This window comes from Saccharospirillum mangrovi (genome assembly GCF_003367315.1).
In the GTDB taxonomy this organism is placed as follows: domain Bacteria; phylum Pseudomonadota; class Gammaproteobacteria; order Pseudomonadales; family Natronospirillaceae; genus Saccharospirillum; species Saccharospirillum mangrovi.
Map to the genome: position 1 here is coordinate 2792759 of NZ_CP031415.1, position 19711 is coordinate 2812469.

A 19711-nucleotide genomic window follows, 5' to 3' on the forward strand; every position below is an offset into this window, starting at 1 on the left:
ACTTCCAAACCAACATTAAATGAGGATGCATCAAATTCTTCGTCATCCGTTTCATAGGTTTGCTGCGAATAACCGACGGTAATAAAACGCTAGCCAGCCTTAAGGTTCAGGCCAATGGAGGTGTCGTATTCGTCATCGCGATTAAAACCAGCGCCACTGGACGTGTAGCTGGCGGCCAGATGTTTAACGGCACCGGCTTCGGCAAAGAGACCATTGTCCAACGTATAACGCAGACCCACTTCCAGCGGCCAGGCAATTTTATTGACGTCCACGTTGGTTGCCGCCGACGTGGAATATTTAAACCCAAGGCTGGTGTGTAACTGGGTATTGTCGAGCGGCAGATCCACCAACACACCGCCGACAAAAACCAAGCCATTACCGGCCAACAGGTCTTGCTCAGTGTTATCGGTGTAGACAATGGTTTCGATGGTATCGCCACCAAATTGAGCGTCGATGCCCAGTACCGGCGTAACGGACCAATCGTCGGCCCATGCGAGCATCGGTGTGAGCAACAGCAATACAAACATTTTTTTCATTGTTGTGTCTCCTCAGTATCCCATTGGAAAGCGTTCGATATTCCCTGGCAGGCGCTTACAAATACCATCCGAGGGTGAAATTAAAAAGCACGAATCGACACGATTAAGCGCTAAAAACCAAGCATCTTCGCCAAACAATCTGACGCACCCGCTAAAATTCAATAACCATTGATGACCGCGCTTCTGCTAGGCTGCATGGCGTTACCCACCATCGAGCACATCGACTATGTTCAAATCGGTGATTTTCGTTTTAGCCTGCCTGCCAATAGGCGTTTGGGCCGAAGGTATTCCAGGAACTACGCTAGGAACTACCGCTGGAATTGAGTCGCAACGGGGCGGCGACCGCCTGGATATTTTTGAACTCTCGGACGGAACAGACCGAGAAATAAACGCCGGTAACGGACTTTACCTGTACGGCGGCATCATGCTGAATCTGCCGGATATCCCCCACACGCCCAAACTGCAAATGCGCTCCCGCCTGGGCTATAAAATCGAATTGGCTGAAAACGACAATAGTCGTTATAACTTCAGCGCTTTCCCGTTCGACGTTGGCCTGCGGCTATCGCGGCATTGCGATGGTTACGACCACCTCGGCTGCGGATTTTTCATCGAAGCCGGGGCGACAAAACTGTTCGCGGCGCAATACGAACGCCATGGCGCGTCGGCTCAGCAGGTGGAATTCGAAACCACCCCGGGTTTGAACGTCAAAGCCGGCTGGCATTTTTTATACCTCGGATACACACAACAAACCTTTCAATCGAACGGCAACGACCTGGACGCTTCGTATTTTAATTTCGGTATCGAAGTCCCATTGCCGCTGGGCGACCGATGGCGTTACGGCGACGTTTTCTGAGCCGGCATAATCGCTGCACAATCGCTGGCTGATAGCACCGTGACATCCACATCAATACCAGCGGCCATTGTCGCGCCAGAAGAAACAATCCGTTAGCAATATTGCACTGCGTACGCGCTGTTCCTTCAGTACAATACCGCCACTAGAAAAATCACCGGACGGCGTCCGTGCCCCGCCCGACCAACGCAGGAAGACCGCCATGCCTGAGTATCGCTCGAAAACCTCCACTGCTGGCCGCAACATGGCCGGCGCCCGCGCGCTGTGGCGCGCTACCGGCATGAAAGACGACGACTTCCACAAGCCGATCATCGCCGTCGCCAACTCCTTCACTCAGTTCGTGCCGGGCCACGTGCATTTAAAAGACCTCGGTCAGTTGGTGTGCCGCGAAATTGAAGCCGCCGGTGGTGTCGCCAAAGAATTCAACACCATTGCCGTGGACGACGGCATTGCCATGGGCCACGACGGCATGTTGTACAGCCTGCCCTCGCGCGAAGTCATCGCCGATGCGGTGGAATACATGGTCAACGCCCATTGCGCCGATGCGCTGGTGTGCATTTCCAACTGCGACAAAATCACGCCGGGAATGTTGATGGCCGCCATGCGCCTGAATATTCCGGTTATTTTCGTCTCTGGCGGGCCGATGGAAGCCGGCAAAACCAAACTCGCCGAACACGGTTTGGATCTGGTCGACGCCATGGTGATTGCCGCCGACCCCAACGCCGACGACGAAACCGTCGCCGAATACGAGCGCTCCGCCTGCCCGACCTGCGGTTCCTGCTCCGGCATGTTCACCGCCAACTCAATGAACTGCCTGACCGAAGCCATCGGCCTGTCGCTGCCTGGCAACGGCAGCACACTCGCCACGCATTCCGACCGCCGCCGTCTGTTCCTCGAAGCCGGCCAGCGCATTGTCGGCCTGGCCAAGCGTTATTACGAAGACAACGACGACAGCGTACTGCCGCGCACCATCGCCAGTTTCAAAGCCTTTGAAAACGCCATGTCGCTCGACATCGCCATGGGCGGCTCGACCAACACCATCCTGCATTTGCTGGCCGCTGCTCAGGAAGGCGAAGTCGATTTCACTTTGGCCGACATCGACCGGCTGTCGCGTTCGGTGCCGCAGCTGTGCAAAGTCGCGCCGAACAACCCGAACTACCACATGGAAGACGTGCACCGCGCCGGCGGCATCTACGCCATTCTCGGTGAACTCGACCGCGCCGGCCTGCTGCACACGGACTTGCCGACGGTCCACGCCAAAACCCTGGCCGACGGCCTGGCGCAGTGGGACATCATGCGCACCGACGATTCAGCGGTGAAAGAATTCTTCCGCGCCGGCCCGGCTGGCATCCCAACGCAGGAAGCGTTCAGCCAATCCACCCGCTGGCCGACGCTCGATGGCGACCGCCAACACGGCTGCATTCGCGCCATCGAACACGCCTACAGTCGCGAAGGCGGTCTGGCGGTCTTGTTCGGCAACCTGGCAGAAAACGGCTGCGTGGTTAAAACCGCCGGCGTTGACGACAGCATTCTGAAATTCACCGGCAAGGCGCGCATTTTTGAAAGCCAGGATGCGGCCGTCGAAGGCATTCTCGGCGACAAAGTGGGCGCGGGCGACGTTGTCGTTATCCGCTACGAAGGCCCCAAAGGCGGACCGGGTATGCAGGAAATGCTCTACCCGACCAGCTATCTGAAATCCAAAGGCCTGGGCAAAGCCTGCGCCTTGCTGACAGACGGGCGTTTTTCCGGTGGCACTTCTGGCCTGTCGATCGGTCACGTATCGCCGGAAGCCGCCGCTGGCGGCAACATCGCGCTGGTGCGTGAAGACGATGCCATCGTCATCGACATTCCCAACCGCTCAATCCGTATCGACATCAGCGATGAAGAACTGGCGCAGCGCCGCGCCGAAATGAACGCCAGCGGTGCGGCCGCCTGGAAACCGGCCGCACCGCGCAAACGCAAAGTCACCACGGCGTTGAAAGCCTACGCCCTGCTGGCGACCAGCGCCGACAAGGGCGCGGTGCGCAACGTCGAAATGCTGGGCGATTGAACGCGAGACGCGGAACGGAAGACGGGAAACGCTGAATGCAGATTGAAGCCGCCTGGTTTCAACAACAGGTGCTGAACTGGTACGACCAACACGGCCGCAAAACGCTGCCGTGGCAGCAGAACAAGACGCCCTATCGCGTCTGGATTTCCGAGATCATGCTGCAACAGACCCAGGTCAGCACCGTCATCCCCTACTTCGAACGCTTTATGCAACGCTTCCCCAGCGTTGCCGACCTGGCCGCGGCCGACATCGACGAAGTGCTGCACCTCTGGACCGGCCTGGGTTACTACGCCCGCGCTCGCAATCTGCACAAAGCCGCCAAACAGTTAGTACAGGATTTTAACGGTGACTTTCCAGCCACCGTCGAATCCGTCGCTGATTTGCCCGGCATCGGCCGCTCCACCGCCGGTGCCATCCTCAGCTTAAGCCGAGGCGTGCCCGCGCCGATTCTCGACGGCAACGTCAAACGCGTGCTGGCGCGCTTTTTTGCGCTAGAAGGCTGGACCGGTTCAACCGCCAATCTGAAGCAGTTGTGGTCCTGGAGCGAAGCGTTGACGCCGGTCGAGCGCGTCGGCGACTTCAATCAAGTAATGATGGACCTGGGCGCCATGGTCTGTGTGCGCTCACGGCCGCTATGCGATGCCTGCCCGCTGCAAGCCAAATGCACCGCCTACGCCGAAGGCCGCACCACTGAACTACCGGCGTCGAAACCGAAAAAAGACAAGCCGGTGCGCGACACCTGGATGCTGATTCTGCAAGCGCCCGACGGCCGGGTGCAACTGACCCGACGGCCCGACGCCGGCATCTGGGGCGGTTTGCATTCGTTTCCTGAATTCGACAGCCGTGACGCCGCCGAGCAGCAGTTGGCACTTACTAACATATCGGCCGAGATCGAAGACTGGACCAGTTTTCGCCACACCTTCAGCCACTATCACCTGAACATTCATCCGCTGTTTGTGGCCTTGCCTGCCAGCGCTGCGGCTGTATCCGAGAACGCCCTCTGGTACCATCCTGGCCTCGCCGAGCAGGTGGGCCTGAGCGCCCCGGTCAAAACGCTGCTCGACCGACTGTTCTGAACTCTTGCGAAAACCCTGGAACCGCCGCCATGACCCGCACCGTTTTTTGTCGCAAATATCAGCAGGAACTCGAAGGGCTCGACAAGCCGCCCTACCCCGGCCCGCAAGGCCAGGACATCTTCGACAATGTGTCCAAGCAGGCCTGGACCGAGTGGCAGGAACACCAGACCCGGCTGATCAACGAAAAACACTTGGTGATGACCGACCCGGACGCGCGCAAATACCTCAAGGAGCAGATGCAGAAGTTCCTCAGCGGCGGCGACTTCGACCAGGCCGAAGGCTACGTGCCAGAAGGCCAATAGACTGGAATCTTTAAAAAAATCAAAGATTTATAGGCTGAGGGCTTGACGCTTAAAAGCAAATTCCGTTTAATACACGCCGTTCGTTTGGGGGCGCTTTCAAAGTCCGCCTAAAACGATAGGCCCAGATAGCTCAGTCGGTAGAGCAGGGGATTGAAAATCCCCGTGTCGGTGGTTCGATTCCGCCTCTGGGCACCATCCAGATTCAACAAAAGAGCCTCGCGAAAGCGGGGCTTTTTTGTGCCTGAACACTCCGCGAAATCGAACCGCTTTTTACCGGGGTGGTTCGATGGATCAGCGCCTTCCCTGGCGCTGCCTTTATCGAAACGACGACCGGATAATCCCATGGTCCGTACTGTACGGATTGTCGTCATCGATGTGATCGTTCCAGATGCGGGTGTCCTGGTGTTTCCAGATCACATCGCTGGAATATTCGAAGAATTCTTCCGACACCAGAATGTGGTCGAGCACGCTTTTGTGGCTGTTGTGTTCGTGGGTGTAATAGACGTCCCGATACGATTTCAGCTGCTGGAAAAACAAGGTGCTGTACAACGAACGGTCGGCGCCCCGGGCGCGGTTCGACATTGTTGGTTGGTCGGTGATCAAACTGACTGTATTACTCAGCGGATCGTCGTTCAAATCTCCGATGACCACCACCGGCGTGCCCGAACCGCGTAGTTGATCAATCAGCATCATGCGCAATGCCGTGGCTTCGGCGGTGCGACGAATGGTTGAGATCGCGCTGCCAATGGCGCTGCGATATTCATTCGGCAGAGTGGAAATGCGCGCCGGTAATTTGGATTTCAGATGACAGGCAAACAGCGTAAACGGCGGTGTGCCGCGATGCGATTCGTGAACAATCTGCGCTTTGATAATGCTGCGGGAAAATCGATCAATACTGACGCGGACTTCATCGTCTTCGCCATCGCCATCATCCAGTTTAATCAGTTCTGAAAACGGAAATTGTTTGATGGTGTGGCTGGCGGCAACCTTCCACGGCGGCCGAACGATCATGGCTACGGCAATGTTGTACCAGGAATCGGCGATGAATTGCGGCTGGTACATTTCCAGTTCAGGCACCGCCAGCACATCGCGCAGGCAGTCGGGGTGCCAGAGTTCCTGAAACACTACGATGTCGGCATCCAACTCGATCAGCATGCGACGAATCCAGTCGCGCTTGCCGTCATAATCCCGCTGAATCACTGGCACGCTGGAGTGCGTGGTTAAACCGGCTTTTTGAAAATTGTAGAGATTGAACGACGCAAAGCTGATATCGGCGGCCATTTGGCACCCTCCTTGAAGTCCCGATCAACCCACTGACTATAGCTTCTGCTGAGTATTGAGAGACTTAAATGGCAGCCTGGTGACAGAACAGAATCGAACGCTGGAAGATTACGACTGAAGCCAGAACGGCACGTTTTGGGCCTGCAAAAACGCTTCCGCGCCCTCGCCTTGCAGCATGGCGAAGGTCGACAACATGCCGGCTTCGGTGCAGGTCGGCGCGGCGACTGTTATCGAACGCGGTGCACCGATCACCGGCCAGCCGGTCTTGGGATTCAGAATGTGACCGTAGCGTTGGCCCTGGTGTTCGAAAAACCGACGGGTGTCGCCGCTGGTTGCCAACGCGCCCTGATTCAGGCCAATTACCGCTGCGGCGCGGCGCACATCATCCGGTTGCTCAACGCCCAACACCCACGGCTGAGCGTTGGCACGCGGTCCACTGACGCGCAAATCGCCGCCAAAATTCACCAAACACGCCCGCGTTAATTGCGACTGCAACAACGCCACCACCCGATCGACAGCATACTCCTTGGCAAGGCCACCCAAATCGATTTCCATGCCCGCCGGCAACTCCAACACTGGCGTTTGCCAACGCAGCCGATGCCAGCCGACCCGAGGCAGCAAGGCAGCTACCGCGTCGGGACTGGGCATCTGCGTCTGACCATCGCTGCCGAATTTCCACACCGCGCGCAACGCACCGGCGGTCACATCAAAAAGGCCATCGCTGAGCCGATAACATTGGTCGGCGAAATCCAGCAGCAATGCCATTTCCGCATCAACCTTGATGGCCCGCCCCTGGCTTTGATTGAGGCGACTGAGTGCGCTGTCTGGCCGATAGCGACTGTAGGTCTGTTCGATGCGCAACGCTTCGGCGCGACCGGCGAGGAGACTTTGCCGTTCGCTCGTCGTAAGCTCGTCGGCGCTGTCGAACACCAATTCACACGGGCTACCCATGGCCTGGAAACATAAACGCCATAACTTTGCTTCGGGTTCGCGAACCCAATCACAGTTTTTATTTGGTACCAAAGAGACCATACCTCGGAAGTGGAAACCGGCCGTTGTACGCGCCAAGCGATCCAATCATCGAGATTGAACCTTCATGACCCAACGCCCTTATCGCCAGACGATGCGCTCGCGCACCGCCGTTGCCAGCGGACTGCTATTGTCGGCATGGCTGCTGACTGCGTGCAACCCCGGCACGCCCAGCGACAAAGCCAAAGACGACCTGCAAACGCGTGGTGCCGCCATCGCACTCAGCGATGCCGACTACCGTGCCCTGCCCGCCATTGAGCAATACCGGGTCAGCAATCGCCTGCTGATGACCTTGTATCGGGGCGTGCCGATGGATGAATTTTTCAATCTGTCGAACGGCCTCTATCCGCTGCGCGTGAAAAGCACGAATTATCTCGGCCAGGTGCGCACGGCATTGAAGCAGGATTTAACGCCCACCCAACGCGCCGCCGCACGCGCGCGCATTGGCTTGAATCCCGACGATTCGTCCACCGGCAGTGACGACGCTCTGTACCAATTCACCACCAACACCAACGACAACAGCACCGTTCGTCACCAACAAATTCCGCTCGCGCACATCAATGAATTTCCGCTCAGCCGCGATCTGTACGTGGAATGGATGGCCTATTTCCTGACCAACACCATTTTGTTTTCACCGGCGCTGGAAATGGAAAGCACCGACGCCAAAGACGCCGCTTTCGCCTACACCTTTTTACGCAATCGAATTCGCGACGGTGAAACCGTGCGCGGTATTGTGCGCGCTTATTTATCGACGCAATCGCGTTGGCGGGTATCGCGTTCGGCGGAAAATCATGCGCTCGAAGCGTACGAACTGTATTTGGGATTATTCGACACCGAAGAAGATTCCCGCCGTGGTGGCATTGCCTGCCGCGATTGGCGTCTAACGTCCGAAGCGGCCGGTTATCAATTGGTGCGTTCCGGTGAAGAAAACCAGACGTATCAGAAAGTGCTCGACAACTATTACGTGCGCACCTGCGACGATTTATACGACGTCATCGTCAGCCATCCGCTGTTTATTCCGCGCATGACCGAAGTGATTGCCAACTATTTGCTGTCCAACCTTCCGGTTGAAGATCGTCTGGCGGTCGTCGAAGCGGTCGTCGAAGCGCAGCCGCAAACCTTCGAAGATATTTTCACCACTTTGCTGTTCTCCAAAGCCTATTTGCTGGACGCCGAACGGCCGCTTTGGTTCGAGGAAAATTTCTTCGGCACGCTGCATCGGTTGCATTGGTCCATTGCGCGTAACAATGGCGTCTTGGGCGAACGCATATTGCGCGACATTCAGGAATACAACGGCTCGACGCTGTATCAGGGCGACATGGGTTCGGCGGCGATGACCTACAAAATTGGACGCACGCCGGAAGTTCCGATGGATGCGCTGAGTTTTGCCAGCCACGCCAAAGCCATGCGCGAAGGCATGATGGTGAACAACCAGGCAGCCTGGCGTGGCGGCGACTGGGACGGCGCCACCAAGGGCTTCAAAGGGTTGTACCTGGAAGCAGTGCCTCGCGACGACGACCCGAACCTGTTTGAAACGCAAGTACGGTCCGACATCGCACCGCTGAACGCGGCCGATTTTATCGACTATTTATTCCTCAGCACGCTGATGCGGCCGGCCACACTCGCTGAGCAAAACGCCTTAATGGATTTGCTCGATCAGGACGACCGCGACCGGATTCGTTACGACGATGACGCCGGCGAATACCGCGTTCGGGATAACGCTTTTTACTACAACGACGTCGCTTTGGTGGTGATGGATTACATCGCCCGTTTGCCGGAATTTTATTATCTGGTGCGCCCAGGCGAGGAGATTAACGAATGAAGCGACGCAGCTTTTTGCGCGGTCTGGCGCTGGCGCCGACCATTCCAACCGCCTTCAATTTGGGCATGCTGGCGCAACGCGCCCAGGCCGCCGGCTTGAATTATCAGAACGTTCAATTCAGCGCGCCGGCGGTGATGCCGCAAATCATCAACATCTTTTTGTACGGTGGCGCGTCTGAATTGGCGGGCAACCTGACCAACATTGCAGACATCAACGCCAACTCCATGAATTCATACACCTCGGCGTTCGGTGGCGGCATTATTCAGGCGCGCGGCGCTGGCAATGTCAGCGACGCCAACAACGGCAATAATCCGCAATTAACGCCCTACGGTTTCTGGGCCGGTGCCGGCGGTCTGTACATGGAAGATCTGATCGCCAGCGGTGATTTGTCGGTGTACCGAACCTTGCACAAACGCAAAAGCCCGACGCGTTCGCATCGCGAATCCATCTTCATGAGCCAGAAAGGCGCGCTGGATGTCGAAGCGGCGCCGGGCCTTGGCACGCGTCTGGCGTTGATGCTCTACACGCACCGCAACGCGGTAAACAGCAGCCTGCTGGCTGACGGCACGCCGGTGGGTAATTTCGATCAGGGCCTGCTCGGTTTGCCGCTGCCGTTTGTGTCGTTCGAAGGACCAACCACCGCGTTCGCACGCGACCCGTCCATGAGCACGCCCATTCCATTGCGCGAAATGACGCTGAACACCAATTTCGACAACCCCTATTCACGCAACAATGGTTTGGTTACAGACGCCAACGCCAACACCCGGCTCGATAATCTGGTCGCCCAGATGCAAGGCGACAGCCGTTACAACACTCGGTTCCAGGCCGGCATCAATGGGTTTATTGCACGCCGCACCATGGCCGAATTGGTGGGCGATTTAACCGTCGCACGCGATGCGCCACTGCCCGATGTTGGTATCGGCGATGCAGATGCCGACGAAGACGGCGTACTGACCTACCCCAACACCGCCTTTGCGAATCAGGTAAAAGCGGCCGTCACGTTGGCCATCGAAAATCCGTCGAGTCTGTACATTTCGGTGGGCACGCCGGGCCTGGGCGGCTGGGACGATCACAACAACGCGGTCGATAGCTACCGCGCCCGCATGACGCAACTTTTTGCAGCCTTGCGTGTGGCGATGAAGCATATCCGCCACGCCGACGGCAACACGCCGGGCGGGCTGAACCGCAGCACGGACAACATCATCATCAACGTCTGGGGTGATTTCGGTCGGTTGGTGAACCTGAATAATTCCATGGGCTGGGACCACGCCAACAACCAGAATCTGTACACGTTGGGTGGCGCGGGTGTGCGCCCGGGCGGGGCGTCGGCTTTGGGCAAGGTGATCGGGCAGACGCGGCGTGTTGGCAACAGTGGCACCAACAACCAATACACCGAGCCGACCAGCAGCAGTTACGAAGCCGAACCCATGGCGGTGGCGTCGTCGCTGTATCGATATTTTGGTGCTCAGAACCCGAGCGTGATGACGGCCGATCCGGAATTTAATCCCAATGGCGACCAGCCGTTGAACGAACAATTGAGTGGTATCAGCGCGCCCTTTGCGTAACGGCGCGCTGGTACCGTCACTCAGCGATAGCGTTCGCCGAATTCAAACCCCAACTGAAACGTCACCGCCTGATTGCCGTCCTGAACGGCGTCAATCAGGTATTGGTAATAGTAGCTGGAGCGCACTTGCAGCACGCCCCAGTCCCGCAACGGCTGGCTGTATTTCAGCCCTAATGTCAGTGCCAGCATTTCACTGAGTCGTGAATCGGCGCTGGCGAATTCCGGTAAATCATCGTCCATGCCCAGCGAGCGCAGATAAAAATCGGCGGCGGTCTGGTAGTGCAATCGTCCGTAGGGTTCAACGAAATGACCACGGCCGGATTCGAGATGTTGCCGGTAGCTGCTGTCGATGGTCGCGCCGAATACTCCCCAGTCGTCGCCGTAAAAACTCAGGCTGGAACCAACGATGTCGCCATTGTCACGCTGGCGTCGCATCGAGCCGAACAGCGAATGCCGCTGCCGTGAATCGGGCCGTGCTTCGTAATAGCGCTCGGCTTCAACGTCGTCGGAATCGGCGCGGCTGAACACCTTGTACGGATCGTTGTGATAACCCAGAGACAGGCTGTAGCTGTAATCAATTTGCGCGATGGTGCGGCGGTCGATCACTTGCGTGATGCCGACCAGCGCATCGTAAGTGTTGCGTTCGCCCTGGCCGTAAAAACTTTGATCATCGACGTTCGACAGCGGCTCTGGTGTGCTGCCGTCGCGCTGCCCGGCTTCGTCGGTTTCCACACCCAAACCCAGCGTTAATGTTGTGTTGCGGTTGTTTAAATCCAGATCGCCCTGAACGCTGGAACCGAGCGCGACGAAGTCGTGTTCCACCGAGGCATAGGCGCCGTAATTGATGCGCACCATCCGGCCGTAACTTTGCTCCCAACCCAAATCGACCGCCAGGCGAGTGTCGTCGAATTCCGAGGTGGAGGAACTGCCACCATCGACGTCAAAACCACCGCCCGAGGTACCGCTGTTGCTGACCACATTGGCGCCTTCCACCGCGCCACTGGGCGTGGCACCGGTCATGCTGTCGAGCACTAGGCCGGCACGAATGCGCGCGTCGTCACTGATCTGGCCGCTGGTGTTGACCTGAGTGGAGCGCACGTTCACGCGTTCGGGTTCGTAGTAATTCAGAAAGGCGAGATTGACGGTCCAGTCGTTAGCGTAGTCTTCCGCCGATGCCTGGCCTAGCAATGTGGCGGTGGCCGCCGCCAACAGTCCGCGAATGGGAGTCGGGTCAGTTACAGCCACAACCGCCGCCTCCCACACCGCCACTGCCAACGGCCGCTTCACGACTGAAGTAGATGTGGTTGTCGACGTAGCCATCCACCGGATCGCCACCCAATTCCATGCCCGGTTCCGCCAGCGTGCCGCGCTCCCACGGTTGCACCGCCGTGCATCCGCTGAGCAACATCAACAGCGCCGACATCCATAAAACACGTCTCATAAACGACCCGCCGCGCGCAGCAATTCGACCAGTTTCTCTTCGGTCTGTTGCCGCTCATCCAAGCGAAAACCGACGCTGGTTTCGGCAATATTGCCGCGATGATCGATCAGATACGCCGTCGGCATACCCATCACCTGATACACCGGCGGCAAGGCAGCATTCGGATCATAAAGGACGCGGAAATCGGCCGGGAACTGCGCTAGGAAACGATCAGCATCGGCGCGTTTGGCATCGACATTCACCGCCAGAATCACCAGACCTTTGTCGCCATACCGATCGTGCAATTCATTCATAAAGGGGAAAGATTGCCGACACGGCACACACCAGGATGCCCAAAAATCCAGATACACCACCCGGCCGGACAGACCGTTGATGGAGGTGGCCTGATCGGTAAACGGATCGGTGAAATTGAAGTTTGGCGCAGCATCCGCCTTGGCTTGCGGCATGGAGAAGATTGCCAGCAAGGTGACGCTGACCACCAGCAACAGACGTCGCAGCGTTATTTCCAGAGTGTCGGACTCAGAGTCAGACAGAGTGAATAAATGCATGGGCAGCTCCGGCATTCAGGTTTCGTTAGCCATGTCACAATTTAACCGAAAGCCACCATCGATGGTGTGAAAAGGCGCTCAGTATTGCCATCGACTCCAATACCGGGCCGTTGAGCGGACCAAAAAAAGGGCGCCGAAGCGCCCTGTTTTGGTGAGTTAACGCACTCAGCCTTTGCGGCCTTCGATGCTCAGGCTGCCCGGGCCCATAGCGACCAGGAGCAGGAAGCCGGCGGCGATGGAGATGTTCTTGTTGAACGAAATCATCTGCATCTGGTCAGCCAGATCGAAGTGGAAGATGAAACCAGACAGAACACAGAAAGCAGCCAGCAGAACGGCAGCAATGCGAGTCTGGTAACCGATCAGAACGGCCAGGCCGCCCAGTACTTCAACCAGGATGGTCGGGTAAATCAGAATACCCGGCACGCCCATCATTTCCATGTAGCCTTGAGTGCCGGCGATAGCACCGATCTTGCTCAGGCCAGACAAAATAAAGAAGTAGGAGATCAGCACGCGGCCAGCCAGCATGGCCCAGGGGGTCAGCATTTTCATTGGTCATTTCCTTAGTGTTGGGTTGGGTCAAACACAGATCACTATAGAGAGGCCGTTATGCGCTTCCTATCTAAATGATTCGTGCTTGTTGATTAAAATTTCTGAAAAAGCCGACGCACGTTGGTGGCGGTCTGTGCTTTCAGTTGATCTAAAGATACGCCGCGCGATTGCGCCAGTTGTTCAGCCGTTTGCAACAAATCCAACAAGGGGTTGGCGTACAGGGCCGGGTGCGGCCGCATGTCCGGTGCATCGGTTTCCAACAGAATGGCATCGGCCGGTAACCGGGCAAAGGCATCGCGTGTTTTCGGGGATTTGAGAATCAGGCTGCCGCAGCCCAGGCACCAGCCTTTATCAATAAACGCCAACGCTTGTTCGTACGGTCCGAGAAAGGCGTGGATGACACCGCGCACCTGGGGAAATCGTTTCAACAGGCTCAATACGCGGTCGTGGGCTTTGACCGAATGCACGATAACCGGCAACTGCCGTTCCGCAGCTACGGCCAACTGAGCGGTAAACCAGTCTTCCTGATGTTGCCGCTCGGCGGCGTTCGATGCGATGTGAAAATCCAGACCGATTTCGCCCAACGCCACCCAGTGCGGGCGCCGATCCAACTCGGATTCGAGTTCAGATACATCGGGTTCGGTAACGGGTAAAAACCAGGGATGGTGGCCAACGGCCAAATGGATGCGTGGGTCGGATTCAAAACGTTGCCCGGCGTTGCGCCACTGCTGTGGCTCGGTGCCGGGCAATATCCAATGCCCAATGCCAGCCGCTTCGGCTTCGGCTAAAGCGGCATCCGGATCGGCCAGGCCGTCCGGATGACAATGGGCGTCGATCCACATGATCGATCAGTAGTAGCTGAAACGGTCTTCCAACATGCGCAACCGGGCTTCGGCGTCGGCGATGTCGCGAATCAACTGCTCGTTGCGGCTTTTCAGTTCGCCCTGACGTTCACGCAAACGGGTGATTTCGTTGTACGTTGCCTGGCGTTCTTCCGGTGTCAGTGCATCGGAAAACAGCACGGCTTCCATTTCGTTCAAGCGACGCTCTGACGTCGTCATTTCGTTTTCATTGCTGCGCTGTTCGCTGCGTAAACTGCTGATTTCGGATGTCACCGCGTAGATTTCACGGCCGGCCTGATAGCCATCCAGGAAATCCGCTTCCAGCGACGGCGGGCAGATGCCGCTGTACTGGTAGCCGTTGCGGGCGCGATTGAAACCGTTGCGTGGGGTACAGAAATTGATCAGGCCTTCTTCGTGTCCGTCCTGATATTGCCGCAAGTCGGGCGTGACGCCGTGTTTGGCACAGGCTTCGCGGTGCGCGCCAATGCGACTGGACGGATAACCGTTGGAGCCATCTTCGAAGCCGATCGAATACCAATCAGCGGTCAGACATTCTTCTTCACTCAAGGTGGCACAACCAGATAACACAACCAGGGTGGCCAACAGGACGGCCGCTAATCGCTTCATAATCAACTCCTGTGTCAGCGATTTGTCATTTTGATGTAAAGGATTCTGGCACAGAAAACTGAACCGGTCATGAACCTTTCGGCGTGCCATGCGGGCGCCCGACCCAGAGATTGCCGGGCGCAACAGGATCAGGTTCCACTGGCGGCGGCGGTTGATTAAGCAATTGTTTCAACGATACCCATTCGATGTCGGGATAATCGGCCGGATTCTGGTTGGCAAAAAACGCCAGCGTTTCGGGGTACGGGTGGCAAATGATGGTCACACTGCCCTGACGACGCGCAATCGACAACGCCGCCCGCCATTGCTGCGCGAGAAATTCCGGCGTGCGTTCGTGATCGAGAAACACCCGCCGACGCGTCCAGGGTACGCCCATGTCGTTTGCCACACGCCAGCCTTGTGAATCGGCGATGGTTAGCGAATCGAAGAAGAATAAATGCCGGGCTTTCAACTCGCTCATCACCCAGCCCATGGCTTCGGCGTCGCGCGTCAGTTCGCTGCCCATGTGGTTACTCAGGCCTTCGGCGTAAGGCACGCTGTCGAGCCCTTCCCAGAGATTCGCCATCAACTGATCGTGACCTTCGGCCCGATCCAGGCCCAGTGGACCGAGTGGCAAACCGCGTTGATTGGACATGGGAGCGTGCACGATGACGGTTTTATTGAGCCGATGCGTTTCCTCGGCCAGATCCACGGTGTAAGGCCGGCCCGGCATGATGCCGAGCGTTTGTACGAAGGGAATGTGAATGGCGCTCAGACCCGAACGCCACTGGTTGCCCAAGTCATCGACGACAATGGCGACTTGTGAAGCCGCCTGAGCGAGGCCGGTGAGTGTCCAGAAACACACACCGACCCAGCTCAGACGCAGCGCCGTTTTGTTAACGCGCGGCATTCAAAAAGCGCATGCCCTTGAGCACGGTCAGCGCTTGATACAGTTGGTAGTCGTCGATCAACTGAGACTCGCTGGTGTCGGTATCGACGCGGTCTTCGCTGCCGTTTTCACCGTCCGGATTCGCCAGGTGACCGGCCAGGTCCGCTTCGGTGTAGTACGGATTGCCGTTTTCCTGCGTCAATTTGCCGGGGCGAACTTCGATGTCCGGCACGATGCCCTGCGCCTGAATCGAACGGCCTGACGGCGTGTAGTAACGCGCAGTGGTCAGCTTGATGGCGTGGCTGTCATCCAACGGCAGGATGGTTTGCACCGAGCCTTTGCCGAAACTGCGCGTGCCCATAATGATGCCGCGGTGATGATCCTGAATCGCACCGGCCACAATTTCCGACGCCGAGGCACTGCCGCCGTTGATCAGCACCACCAGATTGACGCCCTGGCTCGGGTCCTGCGCATGCGCACGGAAGCGGCTGGCGCTGTTCGGCAAGCGACCTTCGGTGTAGACAATCAGCCCTTCGGAAATCAACGCATCGACCACTTCGACCGACGCCTGCAACACACCGCCGGGGTTGTTGCGCAAATCCAGAACCATACCGTCGAGCGCGCCGCCGTTTTCGTCGCGCAGTGTTTCCATGGCGTCGACAAAATCGCGACCGGTGCGTTCCTGGAATTGGGAGATGCGCACATAGCCGAAATTGTCTTCCAGCATGCGTTGGCGTACTGAGGTGATTTGAATAACGTCGCGGGTAATTTCAATGCGCAGCGGTTGGTTTTCACCTTCGCGCACCACCGTCAGTTCGATGTTGGAACCTGGCTCACCGCGCATTAATGCGACGGCATCGTTCACCGTCATGCCCTTCACCGGGGTGTCATCGATTTGCGTGATCAGATCGCCCGACTGCATACCGGCGTGAAACGCGGGTGTGTCGTCAATCGGCGCGACGACACGGATAAAACCGGTTTCGTCGAGGGTAATTTCGATACCCAGACCGCCGTATTCACCGGAGGTGCTTTCGCGCAGGTCGGCGAAATCTTCGGGGGTCAGATAATCGGAGTGCGGGTCGAGCCCCGACAGCATGCCTTCGATGGCGCTTTCAATCAGCGTGCTGTCGTCAATCTCTTCCACGTATGCCTGTTTGATGCGGTCCAGCACCTGCGACAGCATGCGGACATCATCCACCGGCAGGCGGGTTTGGTTACGTTCGGCTTGTACACTGCTGGCGATACCGATGGAAATACCGACAATCAAAGCCGTCAGTGCAGTCAGCCAAGGGCTGCGAATCAACTTCATAATGGTTCCTTTCGCGTCTGTGTTCGATGGCATAGCGTCACCTGGGGCGCATTTTCCGGTGTCGGAACTGCCGTCATTCTAAGCAACCCTGGCTCAGTTAGCACGGCTGTTACGTCTACCTTACGCCTCACGCAAAATGACATGAGACGCCCTAGCGGTTTTGCAACCAGTCATCCGGGTTTTCCGGACGGCCGTTGCGGCGTAATTCAAAATACAGGGCCGGTTCGGTGAAACCACCGGACAAACCGACTTCGGCGATCACATCGCCCGCACCCACCCAGGCGCCGACATCGCGCAACAAGGCCTGATTGCGGCCATACAGCGACATCAAACCGTTGCCGTGATCGACAATAATCAGCAGCCCAAAACCGTTCAGCCAATCGGCAAACACCACCCGACCATGATGAATGGCGTGCACCTGAGTGCCGGCGTTGGCGCCGATCAACCAACCCTGCCAATTCAACCGCGACCCTTCGATGGGGCGGCCAAAACGTGCCCTTAACGTGCCATCGACCGGCCAGGGCAGGCGACCTTTTGCCTCAGCCATGTCGGTGCCGTCGGGGAAATCGAAATCGAGATCCGCCAGTTCCGAACGCATGCGCTCAATCAATTCGTTCAATTGCGCCTGCTCGGCTTCCTTGCGCGCAAGTTCCGCTTCGGCGGCTTCCGCTTCGGCGCTGAGGTTGGCCAGAATCTGACTGCGGCGGTTTTTCTGCTGCGCCAGTTGGTCGCGCGTGCTGGCTATTTGCTGGCGATCACTTTGCAACTGATCGGTCAATTGCTGCTGTTCGACGATGTTGGCGGCCAAGCGTTCGGAACGTTCCACCCAGGCCTGCAATGCAGCGTTCTGATCGTCGTTCAGAATGGCGAAATAGTGCATCTGCCGTGCCAGCTCTTCCGGGCGCTGCCCCGACAGCAATAATTTGATCAACGGTTGATTGTTCTGTTTATAGGCCAGTCGCAGGATGGCGCGAATGGTCTCGCGCTGTTCTTCCTGTCGCGCTTCGAGTTCGGTTTGCTCGGCGGTTAATCGATCCAGCTGTGTTCGCGCCTGTGCCAGTCGCGCTTCGGTGTCGCGCAAACGTCGGTTGCTGTCGCCCAGTTGCCGTTCGGTGGTTTCCAGCGCCTGGCGTTGCTCGGACACCGCGCCGCGCCGCGAACGCAATTCGGCTTCCAACGATTGAATCTGATTCTGCAATTGCTGCAATTCACGCTCGCGCAAGGTCAGATCGTCTTCCGCGCCAACCGACGCACACGCCAGTGCAGCGAGACTCAACCCGAACAAGCAGACACGACGGAGAACTGGGAAAGGACGCAACAAGTCAGCGGAGCCTTAGATCAAAACGCCTGAGCATGGGCCAAGCAGGCTAACCCAAGCGTCCTGGGGAAACCAGAGGACCGGACGGTCCCCTTTCGTCACCTTTACCCTCAACCTTTGATCAGGTTGTGGCCGGTCATTTCTGCCGGTTGATCCAGACCCATCATCGACAACAGCGTCGGCGCGATGTCGGCCAGTCGGCCTTCGGCAAGCTGGGCGTTCTTGTGAGTTTCGGTGACGTAGACCAACGGCACCGGGAAGACGGTGTGGCTGGTCACGGCGCCACCGGTATCCGGATCAACCATCAGTTCCACGTTGCCGTGATCCGCGGTGATCAGCATTTCGCCACCGGCGCGCAAGGTCGCTTCGGACACTTTTGCCAGCGCATCGTCGAGCGCTTCCACCGCCTTGATAGCAGCGTCCACTTTGCCGGTGTGACCAACCATGTCGCCGTTGGCGTAGTTGCAGACGATCAAGTCGTATTTGCCGCTGTCGATGGCCGCGACCAGTTTTTCGGTCACTTCCGGCGCGCTCATTTCCGGTTGCAGATCGTAGGTCGCCACCTTGGGTGACGGCACCAGAATGCGATCTTCGCCTTCAAACACTTCTTCGCGACCGCCGTTAAAGAAGAAGGTCACGTGGGCGTATTTTTCTGTCTCGGCAATGCGCAGCTGTTTCTTGCCCTGCTGCTCCATGATTTCGCCCAGGGTGTTGCTCAACGATTCCGGCGGATAGGCCACCGGCGCATCGATATCGGCCGCGTATTCAGACAGACAAACAAAGGCCGACAGTTGCGGCCGCACGGAACGGTCCAGATCGGATTCCAGCTTGTCGTCGATCAAGGCGCGGGTGATTTCACGCGCCCGGTCGGGACGGAAGTTCATGAAGACAACAGCATCGCCGTCTTGCAGGAACACCGGGCCGTTGCCGTCGACACGAATGGATGACGCCGGAACGAATTCGTCGTCTTTGCCTTGGTCGTACGCAGCGGCCAGCGCGTCCATCGGCGTGCCGGCAACGATGTCGGCCTTGCCTTGGGTGAGCAGATCGTAAGCGGCCTGAACGCGTTCCCAGCGGTTGTCGCGGTCCATGGCGTAGTAACGGCCGATCAGCGAGACGATGCCGCCAACGCCGAGTTTTTCCAGTTTGTGTTCCAGTTTTTCAATCGACGGCAGTGCCGAACGCGGCGGCGTATCGCGGCCATCCAAGAAGGCGTGTACATAAACTTTGTCGGCACCACGCTGTACCGCCAGATCGACCATGGCGTGCAGATGATCTTCGTGCGCATGCACACCACCGGGCGACAGCAAGCCCAGAATATGCACGGCCTTGCCGTTAGCAACGGCGCCGTCAACGGCTGCGGTCAAGGCTGGGTTTTCGAAGAAATCGCCGTCTTCGATCGACTTGGCGATGCGCGTCAGCTGCTGATACACAATGCGGCCGCTGCCCAGATTCATATGGCCAACTTCGGAGTTGCCCATCTGGCCGTCCGGCAAACCGACGTTCATGCCGGAGGTGTGAATCAGCGAATGCGGGTATTCCTGCCACAGCCGTTTCCAGGTTGGGGCGTTGGCTTTGGCGATGGCGTTGGACTGAGACGTCTCACTGTGGCCAAAGCCGTCGAGAATCACCAGTACCGCTGGCTTTGCAACCGTCATGGGTCTACCTCCAAGTCAAAATGTTCGAGCAATTATGTAGGAAA

19 protein-coding genes and 1 tRNA gene are annotated in these 19711 nt (G+C 57.6%); 7 read left to right on the top strand and 13 right to left on the bottom strand.

From position 1 onward, the window contains the following. Nucleotides 1-89: 89 nt before the first annotated feature. Nucleotides 90-536, bottom strand: coding sequence for a hypothetical protein (locus DW349_RS13285; RefSeq protein ID WP_108126435.1), 447 nt, complete (start codon nt 534-536; stop codon nt 90-92). A gap of 424 nt (nt 537-960) precedes the next feature. Between DW349_RS13285 and DW349_RS13290 the strand changes: the two genes are divergently transcribed. The 5 genes from DW349_RS13290 (at nt 961) to DW349_RS13310 (ending at nt 5009) form a co-directional block, all read left to right on the top strand. Continuing rightward, nucleotides 961-1389 (top strand): hypothetical protein, encoded by a 429-nt coding sequence (locus DW349_RS13290; RefSeq protein ID WP_108126436.1) that lies wholly within the window; start codon nt 961-963, stop codon nt 1387-1389. A 199-nt stretch (nt 1390-1588) separates the two neighbouring features. Continuing rightward, entirely contained in the window at nt 1589-3436 is a 1848-nt protein-coding gene (gene ilvD / locus DW349_RS13295) for a dihydroxy-acid dehydratase (protein WP_108126437.1), read from the top strand. A 35-nt stretch (nt 3437-3471) separates the two neighbouring features. Then, nucleotides 3472-4512: an A/G-specific adenine glycosylase gene (gene mutY / locus DW349_RS13300; protein WP_108126438.1), complete on the top strand. Its 1041-nt coding sequence runs from the start codon at nt 3472-3474 to the stop codon at nt 4510-4512. Between the two features lie 29 nt (nt 4513-4541). Further along, on the top strand, nt 4542-4814 hold the full coding sequence (locus DW349_RS13305; RefSeq protein WP_108126439.1) for an oxidative damage protection protein: 273 nt from the start codon (nt 4542-4544) through the stop codon (nt 4812-4814). Between the two features lie 119 nt (nt 4815-4933). Beyond that, a tRNA-Phe gene (locus tag DW349_RS13310) sits at nt 4934-5009 on the top strand. A 120-nt stretch (nt 5010-5129) separates the two neighbouring features. On the opposite strand, the gene DW349_RS13315 is transcribed toward DW349_RS13310, so the two are convergent. Together DW349_RS13315 and DW349_RS13320 are read right to left on the bottom strand one after the other, a co-directional pair. Next, nucleotides 5130-6095, bottom strand: coding sequence for an endonuclease/exonuclease/phosphatase family protein (locus tag DW349_RS13315; RefSeq protein WP_108126440.1), 966 nt, complete (start codon nt 6093-6095; stop codon nt 5130-5132). A gap of 108 nt (nt 6096-6203) precedes the next feature. Next, nucleotides 6204-7046: an FAD:protein FMN transferase gene (locus tag DW349_RS13320; RefSeq protein ID WP_232819363.1), complete on the bottom strand. Its 843-nt coding sequence runs from the start codon at nt 7044-7046 to the stop codon at nt 6204-6206. Between the two features lie 145 nt (nt 7047-7191). Here DW349_RS13320 and DW349_RS13325 point away from each other — a divergent pair, with 145 nt between their 5' ends. Together DW349_RS13325 and DW349_RS13330 are read left to right on the top strand one after the other, a co-directional pair. Further along, nucleotides 7192-8946 (top strand): hypothetical protein, encoded by a 1755-nt coding sequence (locus DW349_RS13325; protein WP_108126442.1) that lies wholly within the window; start codon nt 7192-7194, stop codon nt 8944-8946. After that, entirely contained in the window at nt 8943-10511 is a 1569-nt protein-coding gene (locus tag DW349_RS13330) for a DUF1501 domain-containing protein (RefSeq protein ID WP_108126443.1), read from the top strand. The genes DW349_RS13325 and DW349_RS13330 overlap by 4 nt, the downstream gene beginning before the upstream one ends. Before the next feature lie 20 nt (nt 10512-10531). On the opposite strand, the gene DW349_RS13335 is transcribed toward DW349_RS13330, so the two are convergent. The 10 genes from DW349_RS13335 to gpmI all read right to left on the bottom strand — a co-directional run bounded on the left by DW349_RS13335 (nt 10532) and on the right by gpmI (nt 19667). Beyond that, nucleotides 10532-11755 carry a DUF3570 domain-containing protein gene (locus tag DW349_RS13335; RefSeq protein ID WP_157954400.1) on the bottom strand — a complete coding sequence of 408 codons (1224 nt, stop codon included), beginning with the start codon at nt 11753-11755 and terminating at the stop codon, nt 10532-10534. Continuing rightward, entirely contained in the window at nt 11742-11951 is a 210-nt protein-coding gene (locus DW349_RS13340; RefSeq protein WP_108126445.1) for a DUF4266 domain-containing protein, read from the bottom strand. Before DW349_RS13340 ends, DW349_RS13335 begins: the two co-directional genes overlap by 14 nt. Continuing rightward, a complete protein-coding gene (locus DW349_RS13345) occupies nt 11948-12499 on the bottom strand; it encodes a TlpA family protein disulfide reductase (protein ID WP_157954401.1) in 552 nt (183 codons plus the stop codon). The genes DW349_RS13340 and DW349_RS13345 overlap by 4 nt, the downstream gene beginning before the upstream one ends. A 165-nt stretch (nt 12500-12664) precedes the next feature. Continuing rightward, nucleotides 12665-13048: a DoxX family protein gene (locus DW349_RS13350; protein WP_108126447.1), complete on the bottom strand. Its 384-nt coding sequence runs from the start codon at nt 13046-13048 to the stop codon at nt 12665-12667. A 92-nt stretch (nt 13049-13140) separates the two neighbouring features. Then, nucleotides 13141-13890 carry a TatD family hydrolase gene (locus tag DW349_RS13355; protein WP_108126448.1) on the bottom strand — a complete coding sequence of 250 codons (750 nt, stop codon included), beginning with the start codon at nt 13888-13890 and terminating at the stop codon, nt 13141-13143. Nucleotides 13891-13896: 6 nt separating this feature from the next. Next, entirely contained in the window at nt 13897-14517 is a 621-nt protein-coding gene (locus tag DW349_RS13360) for a DUF2799 domain-containing protein (protein WP_157954402.1), read from the bottom strand. A 67-nt stretch (nt 14518-14584) separates the two neighbouring features. Continuing rightward, nucleotides 14585-15403, bottom strand: coding sequence for a divergent polysaccharide deacetylase family protein (locus DW349_RS13365; RefSeq protein ID WP_108126450.1), 819 nt, complete (start codon nt 15401-15403; stop codon nt 14585-14587). Beyond that, nucleotides 15390-16691: a S41 family peptidase gene (locus DW349_RS13370; protein WP_108126451.1), complete on the bottom strand. Its 1302-nt coding sequence runs from the start codon at nt 16689-16691 to the stop codon at nt 15390-15392. Before DW349_RS13370 ends, DW349_RS13365 begins: the two co-directional genes overlap by 14 nt. 151 nt (nt 16692-16842) lie before the next feature. Next, entirely contained in the window at nt 16843-17976 is a 1134-nt protein-coding gene (locus tag DW349_RS13375) for a murein hydrolase activator EnvC family protein (RefSeq protein ID WP_157954403.1), read from the bottom strand. Nucleotides 17977-18119: 143 nt separating this feature from the next. Continuing rightward, a complete protein-coding gene (gene gpmI, locus DW349_RS13380; protein WP_108126453.1) occupies nt 18120-19667 on the bottom strand; it encodes a 2,3-bisphosphoglycerate-independent phosphoglycerate mutase in 1548 nt (515 codons plus the stop codon). Nucleotides 19668-19711: the final 44 nt, after the last annotated feature.